General features: G+C 66.2%; 22 protein-coding genes and 1 tRNA gene. 18 read left to right on the top strand and 5 right to left on the bottom strand.

Going from position 1 to position 21,975, the window contains the following annotated elements; genetic code table 11:
* Position 1: 1 nt before the first annotated feature.
* Positions 2-2,179: a GumC family protein gene (locus FG95_RS08610; RefSeq protein ID WP_037555311.1), complete on the top strand. Its 2,178-nt coding sequence runs from the start codon at positions 2-4 to the stop codon at positions 2,177-2,179.
* A 12-nt stretch (positions 2,180-2,191) separates the two neighbouring features.
* Positions 2,192-3,565, top strand: coding sequence for a hypothetical protein (locus tag FG95_RS08615; RefSeq protein ID WP_052182225.1), 1,374 nt, complete (start codon positions 2,192-2,194; stop codon positions 3,563-3,565).
* On the opposite strand, the gene FG95_RS08620 is transcribed toward FG95_RS08615, so the two are convergent.
* Together FG95_RS08620 and FG95_RS08625 are read right to left on the bottom strand one after the other, a co-directional pair.
* Positions 3,566-3,641 (bottom strand) — tRNA-Thr (locus tag FG95_RS08620). It lies immediately after the preceding gene.
* Between the two features lie 76 nt (positions 3,642-3,717).
* Positions 3,718-4,590 carry a hypothetical protein gene (locus tag FG95_RS08625; RefSeq protein WP_037555313.1) on the bottom strand — a complete coding sequence of 291 codons (873 nt, stop codon included), beginning with the start codon at positions 4,588-4,590 and terminating at the stop codon, positions 3,718-3,720.
* A 189-nt stretch (positions 4,591-4,779) separates the two neighbouring features.
* Between FG95_RS08625 and FG95_RS08630 the strand changes: the two genes are divergently transcribed.
* The 11 genes from FG95_RS08630 (at position 4,780) to FG95_RS08680 (ending at position 15,162) form a co-directional block, all read left to right on the top strand.
* Complete coding sequence (locus tag FG95_RS08630) at positions 4,780-5,352, top strand: NifU family protein (RefSeq protein WP_037555358.1); 573 nt, start codon at positions 4,780-4,782, stop codon at positions 5,350-5,352.
* A 23-nt stretch (positions 5,353-5,375) separates the two neighbouring features.
* The gene (locus tag FG95_RS08635) at positions 5,376-5,969 is read left to right on the top strand and encodes a malonic semialdehyde reductase (protein WP_037555314.1); all 594 of its coding nucleotides are present in this window, start codon (positions 5,376-5,378) and stop codon (positions 5,967-5,969) included.
* Between the two features lie 19 nt (positions 5,970-5,988).
* Positions 5,989-6,606: a tRNA (adenosine(37)-N6)-threonylcarbamoyltransferase complex dimerization subunit type 1 TsaB gene (gene tsaB, locus FG95_RS08640; RefSeq protein WP_037555316.1), complete on the top strand. Its 618-nt coding sequence runs from the start codon at positions 5,989-5,991 to the stop codon at positions 6,604-6,606.
* A complete protein-coding gene (locus FG95_RS08645) occupies positions 6,603-7,085 on the top strand; it encodes a GNAT family N-acetyltransferase (RefSeq protein ID WP_052182226.1) in 483 nt (160 codons plus the stop codon). The genes tsaB and FG95_RS08645 overlap by 4 nt, the downstream gene beginning before the upstream one ends.
* A gap of 108 nt (positions 7,086-7,193) precedes the next feature.
* Positions 7,194-7,628 carry a MucR family transcriptional regulator gene (locus tag FG95_RS08650; RefSeq protein WP_037555318.1) on the top strand — a complete coding sequence of 145 codons (435 nt, stop codon included), beginning with the start codon at positions 7,194-7,196 and terminating at the stop codon, positions 7,626-7,628.
* A 135-nt stretch (positions 7,629-7,763) separates the two neighbouring features.
* Complete coding sequence (locus tag FG95_RS08655) at positions 7,764-8,189, top strand: Fur family transcriptional regulator (RefSeq protein ID WP_037555319.1); 426 nt, start codon at positions 7,764-7,766, stop codon at positions 8,187-8,189.
* Positions 8,161-8,946, top strand: coding sequence for a lysophospholipid acyltransferase family protein (locus FG95_RS08660; protein WP_052182227.1), 786 nt, complete (start codon positions 8,161-8,163; stop codon positions 8,944-8,946). The genes FG95_RS08655 and FG95_RS08660 overlap by 29 nt, the downstream gene beginning before the upstream one ends.
* A 7-nt stretch (positions 8,947-8,953) precedes the next feature.
* The gene (gene miaB, locus FG95_RS08665; protein ID WP_052182228.1) at positions 8,954-10,291 is read left to right on the top strand and encodes a tRNA (N6-isopentenyl adenosine(37)-C2)-methylthiotransferase MiaB; all 1,338 of its coding nucleotides are present in this window, start codon (positions 8,954-8,956) and stop codon (positions 10,289-10,291) included.
* A 130-nt stretch (positions 10,292-10,421) separates the two neighbouring features.
* Positions 10,422-11,429 carry a PhoH family protein gene (locus tag FG95_RS08670; RefSeq protein WP_037555321.1) on the top strand — a complete coding sequence of 336 codons (1,008 nt, stop codon included), beginning with the start codon at positions 10,422-10,424 and terminating at the stop codon, positions 11,427-11,429.
* 503 nt (positions 11,430-11,932) lie between these two features.
* The gene (locus tag FG95_RS08675; RefSeq protein ID WP_235211507.1) at positions 11,933-14,164 is read left to right on the top strand and encodes a TonB-dependent hemoglobin/transferrin/lactoferrin family receptor; all 2,232 of its coding nucleotides are present in this window, start codon (positions 11,933-11,935) and stop codon (positions 14,162-14,164) included.
* A gap of 20 nt (positions 14,165-14,184) precedes the next feature.
* Positions 14,185-15,162: a DUF6607 family protein gene (locus FG95_RS08680; RefSeq protein ID WP_037555323.1), complete on the top strand. Its 978-nt coding sequence runs from the start codon at positions 14,185-14,187 to the stop codon at positions 15,160-15,162.
* A 330-nt stretch (positions 15,163-15,492) separates the two neighbouring features.
* Here FG95_RS08680 and FG95_RS08685 read toward each other — a convergent pair whose 3' ends face one another.
* Positions 15,493-15,870, bottom strand: coding sequence for a DoxX family protein (locus FG95_RS08685; RefSeq protein WP_037555325.1), 378 nt, complete (start codon positions 15,868-15,870; stop codon positions 15,493-15,495).
* Between the two features lie 138 nt (positions 15,871-16,008).
* On the opposite strand from FG95_RS08685, the gene FG95_RS08690 reads away from it, so the two are divergent.
* On the top strand, positions 16,009-16,467 hold the full coding sequence (locus FG95_RS08690) for a carboxymuconolactone decarboxylase family protein (RefSeq protein WP_037555326.1): 459 nt from the start codon (positions 16,009-16,011) through the stop codon (positions 16,465-16,467).
* Positions 16,467-17,342, top strand: coding sequence for a sigma-70 family RNA polymerase sigma factor (locus FG95_RS08695; RefSeq protein ID WP_037555327.1), 876 nt, complete (start codon positions 16,467-16,469; stop codon positions 17,340-17,342). Before FG95_RS08690 ends, FG95_RS08695 begins: the two co-directional genes overlap by 1 nt.
* Here FG95_RS08695 and FG95_RS08700 read toward each other — a convergent pair.
* Together FG95_RS08700 and FG95_RS08705 are read right to left on the bottom strand one after the other, a co-directional pair.
* Entirely contained in the window at positions 17,339-18,211 is an 873-nt protein-coding gene (locus tag FG95_RS08700) for a TolB family protein (RefSeq protein ID WP_037555328.1), read from the bottom strand. The genes FG95_RS08695 and FG95_RS08700 overlap by 4 nt on opposite strands.
* A gap of 1 nt (position 18,212) precedes the next feature.
* The gene (locus FG95_RS08705; protein ID WP_037555329.1) at positions 18,213-19,304 is read right to left on the bottom strand and encodes a hypothetical protein; all 1,092 of its coding nucleotides are present in this window, start codon (positions 19,302-19,304) and stop codon (positions 18,213-18,215) included.
* A gap of 97 nt (positions 19,305-19,401) precedes the next feature.
* Here FG95_RS08705 and FG95_RS08710 point away from each other — a divergent pair, with 97 nt between their 5' ends.
* The 3 genes from FG95_RS08710 (at position 19,402) to FG95_RS08720 (ending at position 21,971) form a co-directional block, all read left to right on the top strand.
* Positions 19,402-20,340: a LysR substrate-binding domain-containing protein gene (locus tag FG95_RS08710; protein WP_037555330.1), complete on the top strand. Its 939-nt coding sequence runs from the start codon at positions 19,402-19,404 to the stop codon at positions 20,338-20,340.
* 161 nt (positions 20,341-20,501) lie between these two features.
* Positions 20,502-21,008 carry an rRNA maturation RNase YbeY gene (ybeY, locus tag FG95_RS08715; RefSeq protein ID WP_037555332.1) on the top strand — a complete coding sequence of 169 codons (507 nt, stop codon included), beginning with the start codon at positions 20,502-20,504 and terminating at the stop codon, positions 21,006-21,008.
* 18 nt (positions 21,009-21,026) lie between these two features.
* The gene (locus tag FG95_RS08720; RefSeq protein WP_037555333.1) at positions 21,027-21,971 is read left to right on the top strand and encodes a hemolysin family protein; all 945 of its coding nucleotides are present in this window, start codon (positions 21,027-21,029) and stop codon (positions 21,969-21,971) included.
* Positions 21,972-21,975: the final 4 nt, after the last annotated feature.

A 21,975-nucleotide genomic window follows, 5' to 3' on the forward strand; every position in this document is an offset into this window, starting at 1 on the left:
CATGGATGCACTTTCACGGCGTACGTCGCTTCGTCAGGAAGCGGATCCGCAGGTCGATCGCGGCGCGCTGATCGACCTGCGCCATATCGGCGGGATTTTGCGCCGGCGATGGATGGTGCTGTGTGCGGCGATGGTCGCGGCGATCATCGTCGCGACCGCCGCCTATCTCGTCGCCGAGCCGCGCTATCTCGCCACCGCGCAGGTCGCGCTCGAACGCACGGCGGAGCGGGTGATCGACGTCGATGCGGTGCCCCCGACCGCCGATCCCGATTCGGCGGCGGTCGACACCGAAGTGCAGGCGCTGCGCTCGCCCGAGCTGATCGGGCGGGTGGTCGACCGGCTGCGGCTCGCGCGCGATCCCGCGTTCAACGAGGCCGCGGGGCAGGGCGCTCCCGCAGCGCAGCCCGACCTGATCGGGCGGCAGCGCGCGATCGGCGCGCTGCTGGGCGGCCTGACGGTGAAGCGCGACGGGCTCTCCTATGCGATCAGCGTGTCTTACGAAGGGAATACGCCGGCGCAGGCGGCCCAGATCGCCAATGCGCTGGTCGACGACTATGTTTCGGGACAGGCGGGTTCGAAGGCCGAGGCGACGCAGCGCGCACAAGGCTTTCTCGAGAAGCGGCTTGAGGAGCTGCGCACGCAGGTGCTCGGCGCCGAGCGAGCGGTCGCCGACTATCGCGCCGCGAACAATCTTTTCGCCGTTTCCGAAGCCAGCACGGTGACGCAGCAGGAATTGTCGGGTCTTTCGACGCAACTCGCGCAGGCCAAGGCGGAAAATGCCGCGGCGCAGGCGCGACTTTCGGCAGCACGCGCACAGGTGCGCGGTGGACGGAGCGGCGAGGAACTCGGCGACTCGCTCGATTCTCCGGTGGTCAGCCAGCTCCGGGCCCAGCGCGCCGAGGCCGCGCGCGAGGTGGCGGCGCTCGAAAAACGCTATGGTCCGCGTCATCCTGCGCTGGTTCAGGCGCAGAACCAGCTCCGCACCGCCGACCAGCATATCGCCGCAGAGGTAAAGCGCATCGTCGCCAACGCGTCGATCCAGGCGAGCATCGCCAATCAGCGCGCGGCTTCGCTCGCGGGCTCGGTCGCGCAGACTCAAGGCAAGCTCGCGAGCGACAATGAAGCATCGGTGCGGCTGGCCGAGCTGGAGCGCAACGCCGAATCGTCGCGGACTCTCTATCAGGCCTTCCTCGACCGCTATCGCCAGACGGTCGCGCAATCGGGGCTCGAGCGCAGCGATTCCTATATCGTCAGCCGTGCGCGCGTTCCCGGTGCGCCCAGTTCGCCTAACATGCTGATCTATGCCGCAATGGCGGTGGTCGGCGGGCTCGGTATCGGGGTTCTGCTCGTGGTGCTGCTGCAATTGCTCGAGCGCGGGCTCGAGACGAGCGACGCGATCGAGGAAGCTTTGGGGTTGGCGACGCTCGCCTCGATCCCCGACGCGCGCACCTTGCCTGGCTATCGCAAGTCGGGGCTGCCGGCGCCGCCCGCGGAGCTGCTGATCAAGCGGCCGCAATCGACCTATGCGGAGGCGTTCCGGGCCTTGCGCACCTCGATCCAGTTCGCCGAGGCGGCGAAGCCGGTCCGTGTCGTCGCGATCACCTCGGCGGTGCCGGGCGAGGGCAAGACGACGACTGCGATGGGTCTTGCCCGCGCGATGGCGGCGACGGGCGGCAAGGTGCTGCTGATCGACGCCGATGCGCGCCGGCGTGCATCGAGCCGGCAGTTCGCCGAGGGCGTAACGCTCGGCCTCGACGAAGTGCTGGCAGGCGAGGCGACCCTCGATCAGGCGATTGTCAAGGACAGCCTGTCCGACGCCTGCTTGCTGCCGCAGCGGCTCGATTCGAAGGGTATCGGCCTGACCGAGAGCCCGCGGCTCGCCGAGCTGATCGAACAGGTGCGCGACCGCTACGACCTCGTGATTCTCGACACGCCGCCGGTCCTGCCGGTCGACGAGGCGCGCGTGATCGCCAGCATGGCGGATGGCGTCGTCTTCCTCGTACGCTGGCGCAAGACGCCGTCGAAGGCGGCGTCGGTGGCGCTGCGCCGGCTCTACGACGTCCATGCCGAAATGCTGGGCGCGGTGCTGACGCTGGTCGATGTGCGCGAGCAGGAACGCGCCGGCTATGAGGATGGCGGCACCTTCCTCAAGGCATACCGCCACTATTATGCCGACTGATCCGTCGGCGCCGTGACCGCGCAGCCGCTGCCCTATGGCCCGGCCTTCGGGCCCGGCATATTGGTGCCCGTCACGCTGCTGCTGCTCGTCCCGCTGGTCGTCGCGGCGCGGCGGGCGGGCGGCATGGCCGGGGCTTTCGTGGTCGTTGCGCTGTGGCTGCGTACCACCGCGGGCGCCTATCATCTCTATATGTTCCAGCCGCTTGCGGGCGGACTGTCGGGTAACGCGCTGCTTTCGGTCGCGGTGACGGGCTTCGGGCTGCTTTTCGTCGTGCGGCCCGCCAATCTCGCGCTCAAATGGCTCGTGCCCATCTATGTGCTCATCCTGCTCGCGCTGGTCAGCGCCGTCCTCAACGGCGATCCGGTGGGCGGCGTCAATGTCGCGGTCAAATATGCCTATATGATCGTGATACTGCTCGCGGCTTTCCAGGCGCTGCGCCGCGATCCCGATGCGCGCTTTCTGACCTGGGCGATGGTTTCCTTCCTGCCCTTGCTCGTCTTTCAGGCGCTGTCGCTGGCTCTTAACATGCCCAAGGGGGCCGAGGATGGCGACGGGCTCGTCTGGATCGGCGGCTATAATCACGAGGCGGCCTTTTCGGTCGCGCTGCTGACGGGGTTCCTCGTCGGCGGCCTCGCGCGCTCGGCGCCGCGCGCGGTGCGGATCGCCTTTCTGTCCGTGACGCTCATTGCCATTCTGCTCGCTGGTTATCGCACCACGATCCTCGCGCTCGCGCCGCTCGCGCTGGCCATCTTCCTCGGCGGGGTGACGATGAGCGTGCGGCGCGACCAGCGCGGTGCGATGGCGGTGACGGCGACCGTCGCGGGGGCGCTGCTCTTTGCGATTGCGGCGCTGCTCTACCGCGAGAGTTTCGCCGACCTCGCCGCCTTCCTCGCGGACCCGGCGGCGCTGATCAAGCCGCCACGCGAGTTCGACCTGCTCGAGCGGCAGGTGATGTCGGGTCGCCCGCTGATCTGGAGCAGCTATATCTATGCCTGGGCCGACGGCACGCCGCTTCAGCATTTGTTCGGCCTCGGGCCCGAAAGCTGGGAGGGCGTGTTCAAAGTCTATCCGCACAACACGCTGGTGGCGACGCTCTATGAACTCGGCTGGTTCGGCGTCGCGGCGATGATTGCCTTGTGGACGGCGATGTTCGCGGCGGCGGCGTCGGCGCGCGGCGACCGCTTCCTGCTGATCGCCGCCCATTTCGCTTTCTTCCTGCTCAACATGGCGACGATGCCCTTCTGGCAGGTCGAGGGGCTGGCGTTTTATGGCCTGCTCTGCGGTTACACCGTCCATGCGGCGCGTGCGGCGACGCGGCGGGGGACAGTCTCTCCGGACCGGTTTGCTTACCGATTGCCAGAAGGCCGCGGGATTCGGGTGCGATGATGGTGCCGGCTACAGGATTCGAACCCGTGGCCCCCTGATTACAAATCAGGTGCTCTACCAACTGAGCTAAGCCGGCGCTCGCGCTCCCCTAAGCATTTTTCGGTCCGATGGAAACAGCGGACGTGCGGGAAAATGCGGTAGGCTGGAAATGGTCAGATAATGCCGAAGGTCCAGCCTTCGGTTCGGGCGAGGGCCTCGGTCAGCGGGGGCGGCGACCAAGGGGCGGCCTCGCTCGCGATCGTGCGTAGCCACGCCGCGGTCAGCAGCGCGTCGCTCGCATGGTCGCTGACCGGGCCGATAAGGCCGGCAGGCGGCGATCCCAGTACGGCGAGCGCAGCATCGAGCGCCGCGCCGTCGCGGATCTTGCTGCGCCCCGGCGGCAGGCCGGCCGCGCGCGCCGCAAGGCTCGTATAGATTTCGACGAGCAGCGGGCCGCGGGCCGGAACCGGATCGAGCGGCCACAGCGGGATCCGGTCTGACAGCCGGTGCAGCAGGCGCATGCCGGCGAGGCTCGCCTTGCCGACCTGCGCCGCGCCGACAAGGTTGAAATTGCTGACGCTCGCGGCCTGCTTGGTCGCGCGCTGATATTGCTCGACGATCCGCAGGCGGCCCGCGCCGGGCGCGAACAGATCGCCGACATCGCCCCGGCCGTGGCGAAAATGGCGCCGCGCGTCGGGATGGCCGAGAAAGGCGCCGGCTTCATAGTGCGGATCGACGCGCGCGAGCCGCTCGACCAGCGCCCAAAGCGCCCGAATATCGGCGGGGCTCTCGCTCCATTCGGGAAAATAGGCGCCTTCGTCGGCAAAGGCGAAGGCGGCCGAGAAATCGAAGCCGATCAGCATGTCCTCGCCCGCGGCGGCGACATCCTCCAGCCAGGCGAGGATTTCGGCGCGCGACCAGATATGGCCGGGCCGTACGAGCGCGGGCGCCGCCGCGCCGCTCGCGACCGCGAGCGCGATCCCGCGCTGGCGCTCGCCGCGGGCGCCCGACCAGTCGAGAGCGGTGAAATGGGTGAAGCGACGCATCGGCGCGCCTTAGGCGTTGTTCCACTTGCGTGGAAGCGGCACCGGCCCTCTCTCACCCCGGCCTCCCTAGGTTACTATCGTTGGGGAGGCCGGGTGGGGGAAGAGGGCCGGTGCCGCTTCTGCTTCAGCGAAGCTGAAGCCTGCCCATCTCACCTTGCACAAAGGGCGACGGAGCCCCACATGCGCCCCATGCTGATCGAAACCGAATCGACGCCCAATCCCGCGACGCTCAAATTCCTGCCCGGCCGGGCGGTGATGGAGACGGGAACCCGCGACTTCGCGAGCCCCGAAGAGGCCGAAGCCTCGCCGCTCGCGAGCGCGCTCTTCTCGCTCGGCGATGTGACGGGCGTGTTCTTCGGCCGCGATTTCGTGTCGGTGACGATCGCGCCCGGCGCCGAATGGGCCGATGCGAAGCCCGACGTGCTCGGTATCGTGATGGATCATTTCCTCGCCGACGTGCCGCTGTTCAATGCCGCGAGCGCGGGTTTCTCGGTTCCGGCCGAGGATGAGGGCTTCGCCGACGATCCCGCCGACGCCGACATCATCGACCAGATCAAGGAACTCATTGAAACGCGCGTCCGCCCCGCGGTCGCCAACGACGGCGGCGACATCATCTATCGCGGTTTCGACAAGGGTAATGTGTATCTGAAGATGCAGGGGGCCTGCGCCGGCTGTCCCTCCTCGACCGCGACGTTGAAGAATGGCATCGAGTCCCTCTTGAAACATTATGTTCCCGAGGTAACGGCAGTTCACGCCGTTTGATTTTTTCCTCGAGGAGTTAGCCCATGAGCGAGCCGCTTTCCGACAGCGCTCTCGACCAGCTGTTTCGCACCGCGCGCACCTATAATGGCTATCACGACAAACCCGTGACAGAAGCGCAGCTGCACGCGATCTGGGACCTGATGAAGTTCGGCCCGACCAGCGCGAACAGCCTGCCGGCGCGGATCGTCTGGTGCGTGTCCGACGAAGCGAAGGCAAAGCTCGCCGCGCACGCCATTCCGGGCAATGAGGAAAAGATCCGCAAGGCCCCCGTTACCGCGATCATCGCGATGGACACCGAGTTCTACGAGCATCTGCCCGAATTCTTCCCGCATACCGACGCGCGGAGCTGGTTCGCGGGCAACGATGCGCACGCGGAGACGACCGCGTTTCGCAATTCGAGCCTGCAGGGTGCCTATTTCATCCTTGCCGCGCGCGCGCTCGGGCTCGACACCGGGCCGATGTCGGGTTTCGACAATGCCGCGGTCGACAAGGCCTTCTTCGCCGACGAGCCGAAGGTGAAGAGCAACTTCATCTCGACCCTCGGCTATGGCGATCCCGCGAGCATTTTCGAGCGCAGCCCGCGCCCGGATTTCGCGCGCTTCAACCGCATCGCCTGAGCGGCGCGCGCTCCCGCCCATGCGCCATCTGGTCATCGATTCGGCGAGTGAAGCCTGTTCGGTGGCGCTGATCGAGGCGGGCTCGGTCGTCGATTATCGCCACGAAGTGATCGGGCGGGGTCACGCCGAGCGCCTCGTTCCGCTGATCGCCGAACTCGTCGGTGGCGGCCGCGCCGACGTCATCGCCGCCGGATGCGGCCCGGGCAGCTTTGCCGGGGTGCGCATCGGCGTGGCCGCAGCGCGCGCGCTCGCGCTCGGCTGGCAGGTACCGGTCCACGGCTTTTCGACGCTCGCCCTCGTTGCCGCCGCCGCGGCGGACGACATCGCGGCGGCAGACGGTGCGCTGGTGGTGATGGAGGGCGGCCACGGCCAATGGTTCGTTCAGCCTTTCGCCGCCGATCTCGCCCCGCGCGCCGAACTTCGATCGCTGCTTCCCGACGAGGCGATCGAACTCGTCGACGCGCTGGTGGTCGGCAATCGCGCCGAGGCCTTTGTCGCGAAACGCGGCTCGGGGCGTGCGCTCACGATGCTGCCCGACGCGCGCGCCTTTTTGCACCTGCCCGCGAGCGCGATGATCGACACGCCGAGCCCGATCTATGGCCGCGCGCCCGACGCCAAGCCGATGGCGCGTGCATGACCGCCGCCATTCGCCTCGCCACCGCGCGCGTCGGCGATCTGGCCGCGGTGATGCGCGTGATGGATGCGGCGTTCGAGCCCGCCTATGGCGAGGCGTGGACCAGCGCGCAGCTTTTGACCCTGTTCGCGCTGCCGTCGGCGCGCGTGTGCCTGGCGTGGGAGGGCGAGCAGGCGTGCGGTTTTTCCGCCGCGCGGATCGCGGGACCCGAAAGCGAATTATTATTGCTCGCGGTCGACCCGCAATTTCGCGGCCGCGGGATCGGGCGATTATTGATCGAAGACTGGCGCGTCTGGGCTAGAGGCGAGGGCGCCGAAGACTATTTCCTTGAAATGCGGGCCGACAATGACGCGGTTCATCTTTATGAACGCGCGGGCTTTACCGAATGCGGGCGGCGCCCAGCCTATTATCGCGGCAACGACGGCAAGCTTCGCGATGCCATTACGATGCGGCGGCCGGCCAGCGAGAGTCTAGGCGACTGATCTGTCATTGCGGAATTATATCCAAAGTGGCACTAATCCCTGCGGTGAAAGAAAAAATCCAATATTCGCCGAGATACTTCTGGGTAATCGAAAACAAGGAATAGTCTCATGTCCGATTCTGCCGACACCAATGAGATGCTCGTTACGTTGACCGCCGACATTGTCGCGGCGCATGTCAGCAACAACAGCGTCGCCATTTCAGACCTCTCCATATTGATCAACAATGTCCACGCCGCGCTGTCGGGTCTCGGAAGCGAGCCGGTCGTGGAAGAAAAGCTGGTGCCGGCGGTTTCGATCCGCACCTCGGTCAAGCCCGACTATATCGTCTGCCTCGAAGACGGCAAAAAGCTGAAGATGCTGCGCCGCCACCTGATGACGCATTATGGCATGACCCCCGACGACTATCGCGCCAAATGGGGTCTTGCTGCCGACTATCCGATGGTCGCGCCCAATTATGCCGAAAAGCGCCGCGCGCTGGCGAAGGAAATCGGCCTCGGCACCAAGGGTCGTGGCGGCGGGCGCAAGCGCAAAGCCAAGGCCTGACAGCCGCGATATATCGCTCCAGCCGGAGCAGGAAGGGCGGCGTTCGCAGGGGCGCCGCCCTTGTCCTATTCGCGGGGCGTCCCTATACAGTTTATGACAAAGACAGACACGGCTGCATCTGCAGGAAAGGCAAGCATGTCCGGCAATATCGATCTCGAAGCCCTGTGCCACGAAAAGGGCCTCCGCATCACCGAACAGCGCCGCATCATCGCGCGCGTCATCTCGGATTCGGAGGATCATCCCGATGTCGAGACCCTCTATGAACGTGCGTCGAAGATCGACAGTGGCATCTCGATCGCGACCGTTTACCGCACCGTGCGCCTGTTCGAAGAAGCCGGCATTCTCGACCGTCATGATTTCGGCGACGGGCGCTCGCGTTACGAAGCCGCGCCCGAGGCGCATCACGATCATCTGATCGACGTCGAAACGGGCAATGTGATCGAATTCGTCGATCCCGAACTCGAAGCGTTGCAGAAGGTGATCGCCGAACGGCTGGGCTTCCGCCTCGTCGACCACCGCATGGAGCTTTACGGTGTCGCCATCGATCGCAAGCGCGACTGATCGCACCTCGATCACCTGGCGGACGGTCGCCCGTCTCGCCTTGATGGTGCTGGCGCTCCTTTTCCTAATCGTTCCGCATCTGCTTTACCGTGCCATCGGCCGCCCGTCGCCGATGGTGATGGCTTTCCTCAATGCCGTCGGCTGGATCGCGGGGCTGCGCATAAAGACGACCGGAACGCGGCTGCGGCGCGATGTCCTGTTCGTGTCGAATCATGTCAGCTGGCTCGACATTCTCGCGCTCGGCGGTGCGGCGCGCTCGGCGTTCGTGTCGAAGGCCGAGATCGGCTCGGCGCCGCTCGTCGGCTGGCTCGCCGACCAGAACCACACCGTCTATGTCCAGCGCGAGGCGCGGCGCGAGATCCACAATCAGGCGAACGACTTGCGCAATGCGCTCGCGCGCGGCCGCCCGGTGACTTTGTTTCCCGAAGGCACGACGGGCCCGGGCGACGGCTTGCTGCCCTTTCGCGCGTCGCTGTTCCAGGCGGTGATCCCGACGCCGCCGAAGCTGCGCGTCCAGCCAGTGTTCCTCGACTACGGGCCCGAAGCGAACGACATCGCGTGGCTCGATCCCGAATCCGGGCTGGACAACTTCAAGCGGCTGCTCGCGCGCAAGCGCCCGGTCCACTTGACGATCCATTATCTCGATCCGCTGCCCGACGCCGTCGAAGGAGACCGCAAGCTGCTCGCCGAAGCGGCACGCGCGGCGATCGCGGCGGAAATCGCACGCTCTTCCGCCAGCCCACCGCATCGCCTATAGCGCGCGGATGAAATCCGACTCTCGCAAGACTTTTCACGTCAAATCCTTCGGCTGCCAGATGAACGTCTATGACGGCGAGCGCATGGCCGAGATGTTGGGCGCGGAGGGCTATGTCGCGGCCGCCGATGGCGCCGACGCCGATCTGGTCGTGCTCAACACCTGCCACATCCGCGAAAAGGCGGCCGAGAAAGTCTATTCGGACATTGGCCGGTTGAAGCGCGCCGACGGCAGCACGCCCACCATCGCGGTGGCCGGCTGCGTCGCGCAGGCCGAAGGCGCCGAGATCGCGCGCCGTGCGCCCAGCGTCGATGTCGTCGTCGGACCGCAGGCCTATCACCGCCTGCCCGACCTGATCGCACGCGCCGAGCGCGGCGAAAAGGCGGTCGATCTCGACATGCCGCTCGAAAGCAAGTTCGGCGCGCTGCCCAAACGCGTGGGCGGCCAGCGCCCGACCGCTTTCCTCACCGTGCAGGAAGGCTGCGACAAATTCTGCACTTATTGCGTCGTCCCCTATACGCGCGGCGCCGAAATCAGCCGGCCCTTCGCTGACCTGATCGCCGAGGCGCGGGCGCTTGTCGCGGGCGGGGTGCGCGAGATCACCTTGCTCGGGCAGAACGTCAACGCGTGGGATGGCGAGGACGAGAAGGGCCGGGCGATCGGGCTCGACGGGCTGATTCGCGAACTGGCGCGCGAGGACGGGCTCGAACGCATCCGCTACACGACGAGCCACCCCAACGACATGACCGACGGGCTGATCGCGGCGCATGGCGAGGTCGACAAGTTGATGCCTTTCCTCCACCTACCGGTGCAGGCGGGCAGCGACCGCATCCTTGCGGCGATGAACCGCAGCCACAGCGTCGAGAGCTATCTTCGCGTCATCGAGCGCGTTCGCGAAGCGCGCCCCGACATCGCGATTTCGGGCGACTTCATCGTCGGCTTCCCCGGCGAGAGCGAAGAGGATTTCGAAGCGACGCTCGATATCGTCCGCGCCACCAATTACGCGATGGCATACAGCTTCAAATATTCGCGCCGCCCCGGCACGCCTGCGGCGACGATGGACGGCCAGATTTCCGAAGCCGAAATGAATGATCGCCTCCAGCGGCTGCAAGCCTTGCTCAACGAGCAGCAGCAGGCGTTCAACGAAGCGACCGTCGGCCGCACCACGCGGCTGCTCCTCGAGCGCAAGGGCAAGCTCGAAGGGCAGCTCATCGGCAAGTCGCCCTGGCTTCAGTCGGTTCACGTCATCGCGCCGGGATTGAAGATCGGCGACATGGTCGACGTGCGGATTACTTCGGCCGGACCCAACAGCCTGGGTGCCGAGCTGCTGATGGAAGCGGTCGCCTAGTGCCACGGGCGGAAGCTGTCTCCGCGAAGACACACTCCGTCTTTTTCCGTCGCATTCCGAACCCGCGGGAGATGGACTCGCGCCTTCGCGGGACTACAGTCGCCTTATCGCCAGAAGGAGCCTTGCCCACGTGTCCAAACGCCCGCTGACCGCCTCCACCCCCGCCGAACCCGGCGACCGCGTCCGACTGACGGCGGAATTTGAGCGCACACAGCTTTTGGGCATTCTCTTCGGCGAGTTCGACCGCAACCTCGTCGCGATCGAGAACCGCCTCGGCGTATACATTTCGGCGCGCGGCAACCGCGTGCAGATCGAGGGCGAGGCCGAAGCCGCGGCGCGCGCGCGCGACGTGCTCACCGACTTGTATGATCGCATCGAAAAGGGGCAGGAGGTCGATGCCGGCATGGTCGACGGGTTGATCGCGATGTCGGCGCAGCCGACGCTCGACGGCATCATCCGCCACGACGCGAGCGAAGCGCCGCCGGTGATGATCCGCACGCGCAAGAAGACGATCGTCCCGCGCGCGCCATCGCAGGTCCCCTATATGCAGGCGCTCGCGCGCGACGAGGTGATCTTCGCGCTCGGTCCCGCGGGCACGGGCAAGACCTATCTCGCGGTCGCGCAGGCGGTCGCGCAGCTCATCACCGGCAGCGTCCAGCGCCTGATCCTGTCGCGCCCCGCGGTCGAGGCGGGGGAGAAGCTCGGCTTCCTCCCCGGCGACATGAAGGAAAAGGTCGATCCCTATCTGCGCCCGCTCTACGACGCGCTCCACGACTGCCTGCCCGCCGAACAGGTCGAGCGCCGCATCGCGAGCGGCGAGATCGAGATCGCACCGCTGGCCTTCATGCGCGGCCGCACACTCGCCGACGCCTTCATCATTCTCGACGAGGCGCAGAATACGACAATCCCGCAGATGAAGATGTTCCTGACCCGCTTCGGCATGAACAGCCGCATGGTCATCTGCGGCGACCCGAAGCAGGTCGATCTGCCGATGCCCGCGACCTCGGGCCTCGCCGACGCCGTCGCGCGGCTTGAGGGGCTCGAAGGGATCAACGTCAGCCGCTTCACCGCCGCCGACGTGGTGCGTCATCCGATCGTCGGCCGGATCGTCGAAGCCTATGAGGGGCCGGGGGCTTAACGCGAACGATGACGGGTTTGGGGTGGAGAGCTGTCGTCCAGATCCTCCCCTTGCGCAGCGATGGGGAGGTGGCAGCCCGCAGGGCTGACGGAGGGGTCGACGCCGTCAGGCGTCGGTGCAAGGCCAGACCCCTCCACCACCGCTTCGCGGCGATCCCCCTCCCCAGCGCTTCGCGATGGGGAGGATCTGTACGTCCGCTTCCGGTCGGTCTCAGACATTCGTCATCCCGGACTTGATCCGGGATCCATTCTTTCCGCGCTGCATGAATGGACCTCGGATCAAGTCCGGGGTGACGATGAAAGATAGGTCCGCTTCGGGCCGCCAGCGGCCTCGAACCCTTAATCCGATGACCCCTGACATTGTTCCGGACGACGCCTCCCATAACGTCGCACCGTTCGCAATATTTTTCGAGAGTGATTCGCATTAGCATATTGACCCTCTGATTTTGCGCGCCTAGAGCGCCGCTATTGCGAGTCAATCGCATAACAATCAGGGGAAGAAAATTGACCAGCCAGAGTTTGTCGTCCGCAAGCCGCCTCGCCGTCGGCAGCGCGCTGAGCCTTGCGCTCGCCGCGACCGCCGCGCCGGCCTTTGCGCAGGACAATGACGGCGAATATTGGCTGGCGCGCAAGAACCAGATCGTCGTGACCGCGACGCGCACCGCGGTGAAGGCCGAAGACCTGCCCGTCACCGTCAGCGTCAAGACCGACGAACAGATCGCCGACGAACTCGTCACGGACATCCGCGACCTCGTGCGCTTCGAGCCCGGCGTCAGCGTCCAGCGCCAGCCCGCGCGCTTCGGCGCCGCGCTGGGCGCGACCGGGCGCGCCGGTAACGAGAGCTTCAACATCCGCGGCATCGGCGGCAACCGCGTGCTGATCCAGGTCGACGGCGTGCGCGTCCCCGATGGCTTCAGCTTCGGCGCGCAGGCGTCGGGGCGCGGCGATTATGTCGACCTAGGTCTCATCAAGTCGGTCGAAATCTTGCGCGGTCCTTCGTCGGCGCTTTACGGCAGCGACGGGCTCGCGGGTGCGGTCAGCTTCATCACCGCCGACCCCGCCGATTTCATCGAAACGGGCAAGACTATCGGCGGCCTCCTCCGCGCAGGCTACAGCAGCGCCGACGAGGAGTTCAGCGAAACCGCGATCCTCGCGGGGCGCAGCGGCGACTGGTCGCTGATGGCCGCCTATACCCGCCGCGACTGGCAGGAGCTCGACAACAAGGGCACGGTCGGCGGTAACGGTCCGGCGCGCACCGAACCCAATCCGCAGGACGGCCATTCGAACGCCGCGCTGGCGCGGATCGTCTATGACCCGGCAAACGGCCATAAATTGCGGCTGACCGGCGAATATCTCGACACAGAGCTTTACACCAACGGACTGACCGGCGTCGGGCCGGGAAGCTTCGGCGCATCGGTCGACCGGCTCGAAGGCTGGGACACGGGCGAACGCAAGCGCGTTTCGCTCGACTGGAGCTGGGAGGGCGAGGGGGTAATCGATTTCGCGCGCGTCGCGCTCTACTGGCAGGATGGCGAAGACCGGCAATATACCGAGGAAGACCGCACGCCTTCGGCCGACCGCACGCGTCTCAACACCTTCGAAAACCGCGTCATCGGTGCCTCGGCCGATGCGCGCGCCGATTTTGCGACCGGGGCGATCGCGCATCGCCTCGTCTTCGGCGGCGACATCAGCAAGACGCGCCAGCGGGGCTTGCGCGATGGTACCGTCCCGCCCGCGGGCGAGGTGTTTCCCACCCGCGCCTTCCCGAGCACCGACTTCACGCGCGGCGGCCTGTTCGCGGGCGACGAGATCAGCATCGCCGACGGCCGGCTGATCCTCTATCCGGCATTGCGCTTCGACTGGTATGATTTGTCGCCCGACGACGACCCGCTGCTTCCGGCGTTCAGCGGTGCCGGGCAGGACGGCTCGCGGCTGTCGCCCAAGTTCGGCGCTTTGTGGAAGATCACCGACACCGTCCGGCTGTTCGCCAATTATGCGACCGGCTTCAAGGCGCCCGAGCCGGGGCAGGTCAACCAGTTCTTCGAAAATCTCGCCTTCGGCTATACGTCGGCGCCGAACCCCGATCTCGACCCCGAACGCAGCGAAAGCTTCGAGGGCGGCATCCGCTTTTCCAGCGATCAGGTCAGCCTCGACGTCACCGCCTTTTCGGCGCGCTACAAGGATTTCATCAGCCAGGAAGTGGTGAGCGGCAGCTTCACGCCCGCCGATCCCGCCGTCTATCAATTCGTGAATCTCGACCGCGCCCGGGTCAAAGGCGCCGAAGCGCGGTTCGAGGGGCGAGCGTCGTCCGGCCTGTATACGACGCTCGCCCTATCCTATGCCAAGGGTGACGAGATTCAGCCCGACGGCACGCGCGTGCCGCTGTCGACGATCGACCCGCTCAAGCTCGTTGTGGGCATCGGTTATCGCGAGCCGCAGAACGGGCGTTTCGGCGGCCAGCTGATCATGACGCACAGCGCGCGCAAGGAGGCGTCGCGGACCGACGGGCTGTGCACGCCCGAATGCTTCCGTCCCGACGGTTTCACCATCCTCGACGCGACCGCTTTCGTGCGGATTGTCGAGGGGCTGACGCTCCGCGCCGGCGTCTTCAACATCCTCGACGAAAAATATGCGTGGTGGAGCGACGTGCGCGGGCTCGCGTCCACCTCGACCGTCACCGACGCCTATACGCAGCCCGGCCGCAATGTGAGCGCCTCGCTGAGCTTCCGCTTCTAAACAAGAAAAGGACTGCACCGATGAAACATTATCGCAAGATCGCCGCCGGGCTTTTGCTGCTCACCGCCGCGCTGCCCGCCGTCGCCACCGCCCACCCGCCGATCGCCGCCGAGGAGGCCGCCGCCAATTTCGAGCAGGACCGCGCCGACATCCTCGCCATGGCCGGCAATTACCGCGTCAGCTTCAACATGCAGGAATCGACGCGCTGGGACCCCGATTACGAAGTGCTCGAACCCAAAAGGTCGGGCGGCAACGAAGTCGTGCGCGTGATCGAGGACACGGGGCGCAAGATCATACTCCAGCATATGCTCGTCATCACCGGCGACGACGACAAGAGCTTCGTGATCAAGCATTGGCGGCAGGACTGGGAATATGAGCCTGCAAAGATCCTCGCCTATTCGGATCGCAATCAATGGGCGTGGGAAGACGTCCCCGAACGGATGCGCACCGGCCGCTGGTCGCAGACCGTCTATCAGGTCGACGACAGCCCGCGTTACGCCGGCTGGGGGCAGTTCGAAACGCAGGGCGGCGTCCGCCGCTGGCGCTCCAGCTGGACGTGGCGCCCGCTCGCGCGCCGCGATGCGGTGCGGAATCCCGTCTACGACCGCTACCTTTCGATCAACCGCCACCAGCCCTCGCCCGACGGCTGGATCCACTGGCAGGACAATACCAAAATGGGGACGAAGGACGGCAAGCTGGTGCCGATCGTCCAGGAATATGTCCTCAACACCTATAGCAAGTTTGACCAATATGACGTGAAGGCGGCCGACGATTATTGGGCGGCGACCAAGGAATATTGGGCCGCGGTGCGCGCCGAATGGGACCGGGTGGCCGCGACCAAGGGCGGCATCGCGATCGACGAAAAGGCTGACACCGGCACCGTCATTAGCGGCCGCCTGCTCGAAATGGCCGACGAGGTTCAGGAAAAGAAACTGACGACGGCGAAGGCGATCGCTGAGGCGAAGAAGCTGATCGAAGCGAACACGCGCAAGCTGTAACGACCTTCACCATGTGAAGCCCGCATCTGGGGGCGGTCCGGAAGGGGCGCCCCCTATTTTGTGGCGCCGATTGTCGGCTTTGGGGTGGTGAGTTGCCGTTCCCGATCCTATTTAGCCCCTCCCCTTCAGGGGAGGGGCAACGCAGACTTGGCAGCTTGCTGCCTGGTCGTAGTGGGGTGGGGTCTATCGGCCTTGCGCAAGGCCGATAGACCCCACCCCAACCCCTCCCCTGAAGAGGAGGGGCTTTCTTTTCCCCGTGTCCGCTTTCGGCCGATCCGAGCCATTCGCGATCCTGAACCGGATTCGGAATTTTCTACGGAATCGCGCGCCCTATTTCTTCGCCCCGTCGACGCTCCAGACCCCCGCGCCGCGCGTCGCGATGACGAGGAAGATGAAGCAATAGAGCGCGATCGTCTCGCCGCCGTTGACGATCGGATAGGGGCCCCTAACGCCGTGCATCATCCAATAGCCGACCGCCGCCATCCCGCTGGCGACGAATGCCGCTGGGCGCGTGAACAGGCCGATGACGATCAGGGCCCCGGCGACGAGTTCGATGATTCCCGCGGCGTGGAGCATCGGGTTCAGCGGCATCGGGAAGGCGACCGGGAAATTGAAGAATTTCTGCACGCCATGCGCCAGAAACAGCAGTCCCGCGACGATGCGCAGCAACGCATAGGCCTGTTCGCCGAAACCACCCAGAAACTTCATGAATTGCCCCCTCATTCCGATTGTCGAGGCGAGGAGGCTAACCGATTTTCCCGCCGACGCGAATTTTTTTCGCAGCGCATGTCACATCCGCCGATCCTGTCTCGTCATATCTGCACAACCCGTCGAAGGAGACACGATATGTCCAAGGTAACCGATCCCTTTGCCGCCTCGCCGCAGCTCATGAAGCAGTGGATGGCGGTCAGCCTCGCGGCGCAGGAAAGCCTGGAGAAGAGCCTGATCGAGCTGGTGAAGATCCGCTCGTCGATCCTCAACAGCTGCGCCAATTGCATCAACATGCACACCGCCGAAGCGCGCGCGAAGGGCGAAACCGAACAGCGCATCTACCTGCTCGCCGCGTGGCACGAAGCGCCGGTCTATACCGACCGCGAACGCGCCGCGCTCGCCTGGACCGACGCCTTGACCCGCCTTTCGCAAGGCCACACACGGAAGGAGGCGCGCGAGGCACTCGAAGCGCATTTCACCGCAGAGGAACAAATGAACCTGACCCTGATGATCAACGTCATCAATGGCTGGAACCGCATCGCGGTCGGCTTCGAGCTCTTTTACGAGGGCGGCGCGCCGGCGAAGGCGGCCTGATGACCCCCGAAGGCGTCCGGGACGGTGTCGATGCGGAGGATGCGGCGGTCAGTTTCGACCCGCTGCGTCCGCTGCTCACGCGCGTCGCCTATCGCATGCTCGGCTCGGTCGCCGATGCCGAGGATGTGGTACAGGACGCCTTCATCCGCTGGCTCGGCACCGATCGCGGCGCGGTGCGCGAGCCCGCGGCATTCCTCCGCCGCACCGTGACGCGGCTTTGCCTCGACCAGCTCAAATCGGCGCGCAGCAGCCGCGAGACCTACATCGGCCCCTGGCTCCCCGATCCGCTGGTCGAGGAGGAGGAAGAGGATGACATCACCCTGCCGCTGATGCTCGCGCTCGAACGGCTCTCCCCCTTGGAGCGCGCGGCCTTCCTCCTCCACGACGTCTTCGGTGTCGGGTTCGACGAGGTCGCAAAGACGATCGACCGCGATCCGGCGGCGACGCGCCAGCTCGCCGCCCGCGCGCGTACTCACGTTCGCGACGCGCGCCCGCGCTACAAGCTTGAAAAGGAGCGGGGGCTACAGATCGCCGACGCTTTCTTCGCTGCCTCGCGCAGCGGCGACATGGGGGCGCTCGGCGCGCTGCTCGCGGCCGACGTCGGCATGTGGACCGATGGCGGCGGCAAGCGCCCCGCCGCGATGGAGCCGGTGCTCGGTTACGACGTCGTGCTCAAACTGCACCGCGGCCTCGCGGTCTTGTTCGGCAAATATGGCTCGACGCTCGTTCACACCGGCATGATCAACGGCCTGCCGGGTTTCGTCACGCGCGAGGCCGACGGCGAACTCCAGACCACCGCGCTCGACATCGAGGACGGCCGGATCGTGGCGATTTATGTGATGCGCAACCCCGACAAGCTCCGCCACGTGCATTAGGGTCTGGATCGCCCCGGCGCTCCGGTCGCCGGCAAGCGATAGGCGATGCGATACAGGTCCATCGACGCCGCGCCATCGCGCCGTGCCGAGAAGGTCAGCCGGCCCGGCGCCGACCAGTCGACCATCGGACCATAGCTGTCGCCGACGGCATCGTTCACCGACAGCGGGAATTTCATGCCCGCGTCGTAGCGGCCATCGGTCGCCGCGGCGGCGAACAGGTCGACCCGGTTGTCCTGCATGCTCGGCGCGCGCGCGAAAATCACGGTCTTTCCGTCCGAAAGAAAGGTCGCGTCGAACTCGTCGGCGGCGGTGTTGATCGCGCCGGCCAACGGAGCCGCCGCCGCAAAGCCGCCTCGCGCCGTGCGCGCACTGTAAAGGTCATGCCGCCCCGCGCCGCCCGGACGGTCGCTCGAAAACAGCAGGCGCCGGCCGCCCGGCGACAGCATCGGCGCGAATTCACTTCCCGCGCTGTTGACCGCGGGCCCCAGATTCGCGGGGGTACCAAAGCCCGACCGGATCACCGCGACGCGGTAGAGGTCGTCCTTGCCGATTCCGCCGGGCCGGTCGGAGCAGAAATAGACGAAGCGGCCGTCGCGTGTGAAAGCGGGGTCGAAATCACGGCCGGGCGAATTGAACGAAACCGGTGTCGCCGGGGACCAGCCCGATGCCGATCGCCGCGACATCCAGATATCATATCCGCCCGCGCCGCCGGGCCGGTCGCGGCTGAACCACAGCGCCGTCCGGCCGTCGGGGCTGATCGTCAGCCGGACTTCCGAATGTCCGGTCGACGCGATGCCCGGGGCAAACATCTCCGCCGCGCCGACGATCTCGACCGGCGGCGTGGCGGCGAGCAGGGCTATCGCAAGCATCCTATACGACCCTCGCGAAATCGCTGATCCAGTTGGTCTCCCAGCTTGCGCCGCCATCGGCGGAAAAGGCCTGCTCCCAGCGCGCCGACGTCGCGGTAATCCGCGACCACAGCACGCGCGTCTTGATCGGACGCCCTTCGAAACTGTCGTCGCCGATGAAGGTGCCGGTCCCGTCCTTGAAGCCGCCGCGGACGGGCGGCGCGATCGCCGCCGGGCTGCGTCCGTCGAGCCACCAGCTCAGCCATTCGCCCGTCGCGGGGTCGAGCGTGCGCACACCGACACCGCGGAACGGCGCGCCCGGAAAGTTCATGACATTGTCGCCGACATTGCCGCGCCCGCCCAGCACTGGCCAGTTGACGAACGTCCCGTCGAAATCGATCCACTCGCTGTTTCCGGCCAGCCGCTTTTTCAGGCGCCGATGCGCGACCTTCCAGCGGCCCGCGAGAAAGTCGAAGTCGCGCGCGTTCGGCGCGCCGGGGCTGTCGGCCAATTTGGGCAGCGGGGTCGGCGTCGCGGCGGTGCGGGTGAAATAATTACGCCAGTTGATCTCCCAGGTCGCGCCGCCGTCGGTCGAAAATCCCTGGTCCCAATGCGGTCGCGCGCCATGCACCTCGTGCCAGCGAAAGCGGACGGCAATATCCTTGCCGTTGAACGTGTCGCGCCCCGTAAAGACGCCTTCGTCGCCGTCGAAACACCCGACGACCGGCGGCTCGATATGCGTCGGGTTGCGGCCGTCGACCCACCAGATCGCCCATTGCCGCGTCGCAGGATCAAAAGCGCGGATACCGAAACCGCGATATTCGCCGCCGGGCAGGTCGAGGATATTGTCGTCGATCGTGCCGAGCCCGCCCAGCGTCAGCCAGCACGCGCTCTTCCCGCCGAACTCGGCCCAGTCGTCGCTGCCCGCCAGCCGTTCCTTCAGCCGCCGGTGCCATACGTCCCAATTGCCGACCAGCCACCGCCAGTCGTCCCGGTGGGCGTCGGGTCGGGGCGCCTCGGCCCATGCGGGCATGTCGAACGCCGCCGCGCCGCCGGCAAGGATTATCGCTTCGACCAGCTGACGCCGGTTGAGGGCAGGGGAAAGAAAGGTCATGGGGCCTCCGGCAGGATGGAACGGGACGGCGTCCGGTCTGCCCGACAGGTCGCGCTTGGACGACGCGAAGTTTTGGCGTAGAGGCTAAAGTAGGCTTATGGTCCGTACCGGCAAACTTCCGCCCCTGCCTTCGATCCGCGCCTTCGAAGCGGCGGCACGGCTCGAAAGCTTCGCCCGCGCCGCGCAGGAACTTGGCACGACGGCCGCCTCGGTCAGCTATCATGTTCGCCAGCTCGAACGGCAGACCGGAATCCACCTGTTCGTGCGCCATCCGCACAAGGTCGCGCTCACAGCGACCGGCGCCGCGATCGCGCGTGAGGCGACCGCCGCTTTCGCGGCGCTTCAGGCGAGCTTCGTCAAGGCGCGCGAACAGGATGAGGCGCGGCTTTCGCTCACCGCCTTGCCGACCTTCGGGACGAGTTGGCTCACCCCGCGGCTCGGGCTGTTTCGCACCGCGCACCCCGACATCGCGATCGAACTCGAACTGTCGGCCGAGCCGCAGCCGCTCGGCAACGGGCGGTTCGACGCGGCGATCCGCCACGGTCTCGGCGACTGGCCGGGCCTCCGCAGCGTCCGGCTCTTCCCCGTCCTGTTCACGCCGCTGTGCGCGCCGGCGCTGCGCGATGCCGCCCGCAAGCTCACCGATCCCGTCCGCCCGCTCGATGTGCCGCTGCTCGGCCGGCCCGACTGGTGGGCGCTCTGGTACCGCGCGCTCGGCGTCGTCCCCGGCCCGCGGCCCGATCGTTTCGGGACCAGTCTCGCCGCCGAGCATATGGATATCGCCGCCGCCGTCGCGGGGCACGGCATCGCGATCGGATCGCCGATCCTTTTCTGCGACGAGATCGCCGCCGGCCGCCTCGTCCCGGCGCACGACCTCGTCGCGGGCGACGGCCGCGCCTTCTGGTTCGTCTATCCCGTCGCGCGGCTGCAGAGCGCGAAGATCGCGCGCTTCCGCGACTGGTTGGCCGATACCGCCGCGGCCGAGATCGCGGCGGCGCGCCACCTGGTCGAGCGCGCGGTCATTCTCGACCCGTAAGGCTCGTCAAATATCGCTGTCCTATAAAATCGCGCCGCGATACGAGATGGCGAGAAAAGCCTTCGCCGCTTCGCGGCCATTCGCGCGGGCATAGGGACAAACATGCGAATCTTGAGTGAAGTTGCGCAGTTTTCAGCGAGTTTCCGTTTCGGGCTTCTTTCATGCTGAGTGTCGAAACCCATGAGGCATCGCCATGGCCCGACGCCCTCGATTGGGAGGTGCGCGCGGCAGAAGCCGCCGCGGCGGCGCTCGCGCTGACGCCCTTCGCGGCGCTTGCCGACGCCGCGCCGCTGGTCGAAATCGCCGTGCGGCTGACCGACGATGCCGAAGTGCACACGCTCAACCGCGATTTCCGGGGTAAGGACAAGCCGACCAACGTGCTGTCCTTTCCGCAGGTGCAGGACGATCTGCTCGAAAGCCTCGCCAACAGCGACGACGGCGAAATATTGCTCGGCGACATCGTGCTCGCGCGCGAAACTTGCCTGCGCGAGGCCGAGGAGAAGGGCATTTCGGTCGCCGATCATGCGACGCACCTGATCGTGCACGGCACGCTCCACCTCGTCGGATACGACCATATGGACGATGCCCCGGCGGCGGCGATGGAGGCGCTCGAAGTGAAAGCCCTTGCATCGCTGGGCATCGCCAATCCATATGCGGATCAGGATTAACTTAGGAAAAGCCGGAAAATGCCCGACGACCAGGGATCTTCGAACCGATCGGAAGAGGACAGTAGCAGGTCCGGACTGCTGTCCGGACTGAAAAACCTGCTGTTCGGCGGCGACAAGGAACCGTCGCTGCGCGAACAGATCGAAGAGGTCATCGACGAGGCCGAGGAAGAGGGCGAGGACCGGCGCGGCAGCAATATCGTCGGCGACCTGTCGCCCATTGAACGCAAGATGCTGCGTAACCTCCTCCACTTCGGCGAACAGACCGTCGACGATGTCGCGGTGCCGCGCGCCGACATCATCGCCATCTCCGAAAGCGCCCCCTTTGCCGAGGTCGTCGCGCTGTTTGCCGAAGCGGGACACAGCCGCCTGCCGGTCTATCGCGAAAATCTCGACGAGGTCGTCGGCATGATCCACGTCAAGGACGTGTTCGCGGTGCTCGCCGAGGGGCGCCCGCCGCCGCCCTTGCTCGACCTGCTCCGCCAGCCGCTCTACGTCCCGCAATCGATGGGCGTGCTCGACCTGCTCGCCGAAATGCGCGCCAAGCGCACCCACCTCGCCATCGTCATCGACGAATATTCGGGCACCGAAGGCCTGCTGACGATCGAGGATCTGGTCGAGGAAATCGTGGGCGAGATCGAGGACGAGCATGACGACGAGCCCGAGCCGCTTATCGTCGCGGGCGAAGATGGCTGCTGGGACGCCGATGCGCGCGCCGAACTCGACGATGTGGGTGAGGTTGTCGACCCCCGGCTGGCGGACGTCGACGAGGATGTCGACACATTGGGCGGGCTCGCCGCGGTCCTCGCGGGACATGTTCCCGAGGTCGGCGAGATACTCCTCCATCCGAGCGGCTGGCGGCTCGAGGTGATCGAGGCCGACGAGCGCCGAGTCCACCGGCTGCGCCTCCACCCGCCCGTCGAAATCGATCTAGAAGCACCGTCGGAGCGTAGCGAAGAATTCTGACGCA

The organism is Sphingopyxis sp. LC363 (assembly GCF_000756385.1).
Taxonomy (GTDB): Bacteria; Pseudomonadota; Alphaproteobacteria; order Sphingomonadales; family Sphingomonadaceae; genus Sphingopyxis.

Coding starts and splice junctions, on each gene's coding strand:
- FG95_RS08635 (WP_037555314.1), top strand. CDS start 5,376: ATGAGCGAGCCGCTTTCCGACAGCGCTCTCGACCAGCTGTTTCGCACC.
- FG95_RS08720 (WP_037555333.1), top strand. CDS start 21,027: ATGCCCGACGACCAGGGATCTTCGAACCGATCGGAAGAGGACAGTAGC.
- FG95_RS08690 (WP_037555326.1), top strand. CDS start 16,009: ATGTCCAAGGTAACCGATCCCTTTGCCGCCTCGCCGCAGCTCATGAAG.
- FG95_RS08700 (WP_037555328.1), bottom strand. CDS start 18,211: ATGCTTGCGATAGCCCTGCTCGCCGCCACGCCGCCGGTCGAGATCGTC.
- FG95_RS08705 (WP_037555329.1), bottom strand. CDS start 19,304: ATGACCTTTCTTTCCCCTGCCCTCAACCGGCGTCAGCTGGTCGAAGCG.
- miaB (WP_052182228.1), top strand. CDS start 8,954: ATGAAATCCGACTCTCGCAAGACTTTTCACGTCAAATCCTTCGGCTGC.
- FG95_RS08685 (WP_037555325.1), bottom strand. CDS start 15,870: ATGAAGTTTCTGGGTGGTTTCGGCGAACAGGCCTATGCGTTGCTGCGC.
- FG95_RS08645 (WP_052182226.1), top strand. CDS start 6,603: ATGACCGCCGCCATTCGCCTCGCCACCGCGCGCGTCGGCGATCTGGCC.
- FG95_RS08680 (WP_037555323.1), top strand. CDS start 14,185: ATGAAACATTATCGCAAGATCGCCGCCGGGCTTTTGCTGCTCACCGCC.
- FG95_RS08610 (WP_037555311.1), top strand. CDS start 2: ATGGATGCACTTTCACGGCGTACGTCGCTTCGTCAGGAAGCGGATCCG.
- FG95_RS08650 (WP_037555318.1), top strand. CDS start 7,194: ATGTCCGATTCTGCCGACACCAATGAGATGCTCGTTACGTTGACCGCC.
- FG95_RS08630 (WP_037555358.1), top strand. CDS start 4,780: ATGCTGATCGAAACCGAATCGACGCCCAATCCCGCGACGCTCAAATTC.
- FG95_RS08625 (WP_037555313.1), bottom strand. CDS start 4,590: ATGCGTCGCTTCACCCATTTCACCGCTCTCGACTGGTCGGGCGCCCGC.
- FG95_RS08655 (WP_037555319.1), top strand. CDS start 7,764: ATGTCCGGCAATATCGATCTCGAAGCCCTGTGCCACGAAAAGGGCCTC.
- ybeY (WP_037555332.1), top strand. CDS start 20,502: ATGCTGAGTGTCGAAACCCATGAGGCATCGCCATGGCCCGACGCCCTC.
- tsaB (WP_037555316.1), top strand. CDS start 5,989: ATGCGCCATCTGGTCATCGATTCGGCGAGTGAAGCCTGTTCGGTGGCG.
- FG95_RS08695 (WP_037555327.1), top strand. CDS start 16,467: ATGACCCCCGAAGGCGTCCGGGACGGTGTCGATGCGGAGGATGCGGCG.
- FG95_RS08710 (WP_037555330.1), top strand. CDS start 19,402: ATGGTCCGTACCGGCAAACTTCCGCCCCTGCCTTCGATCCGCGCCTTC.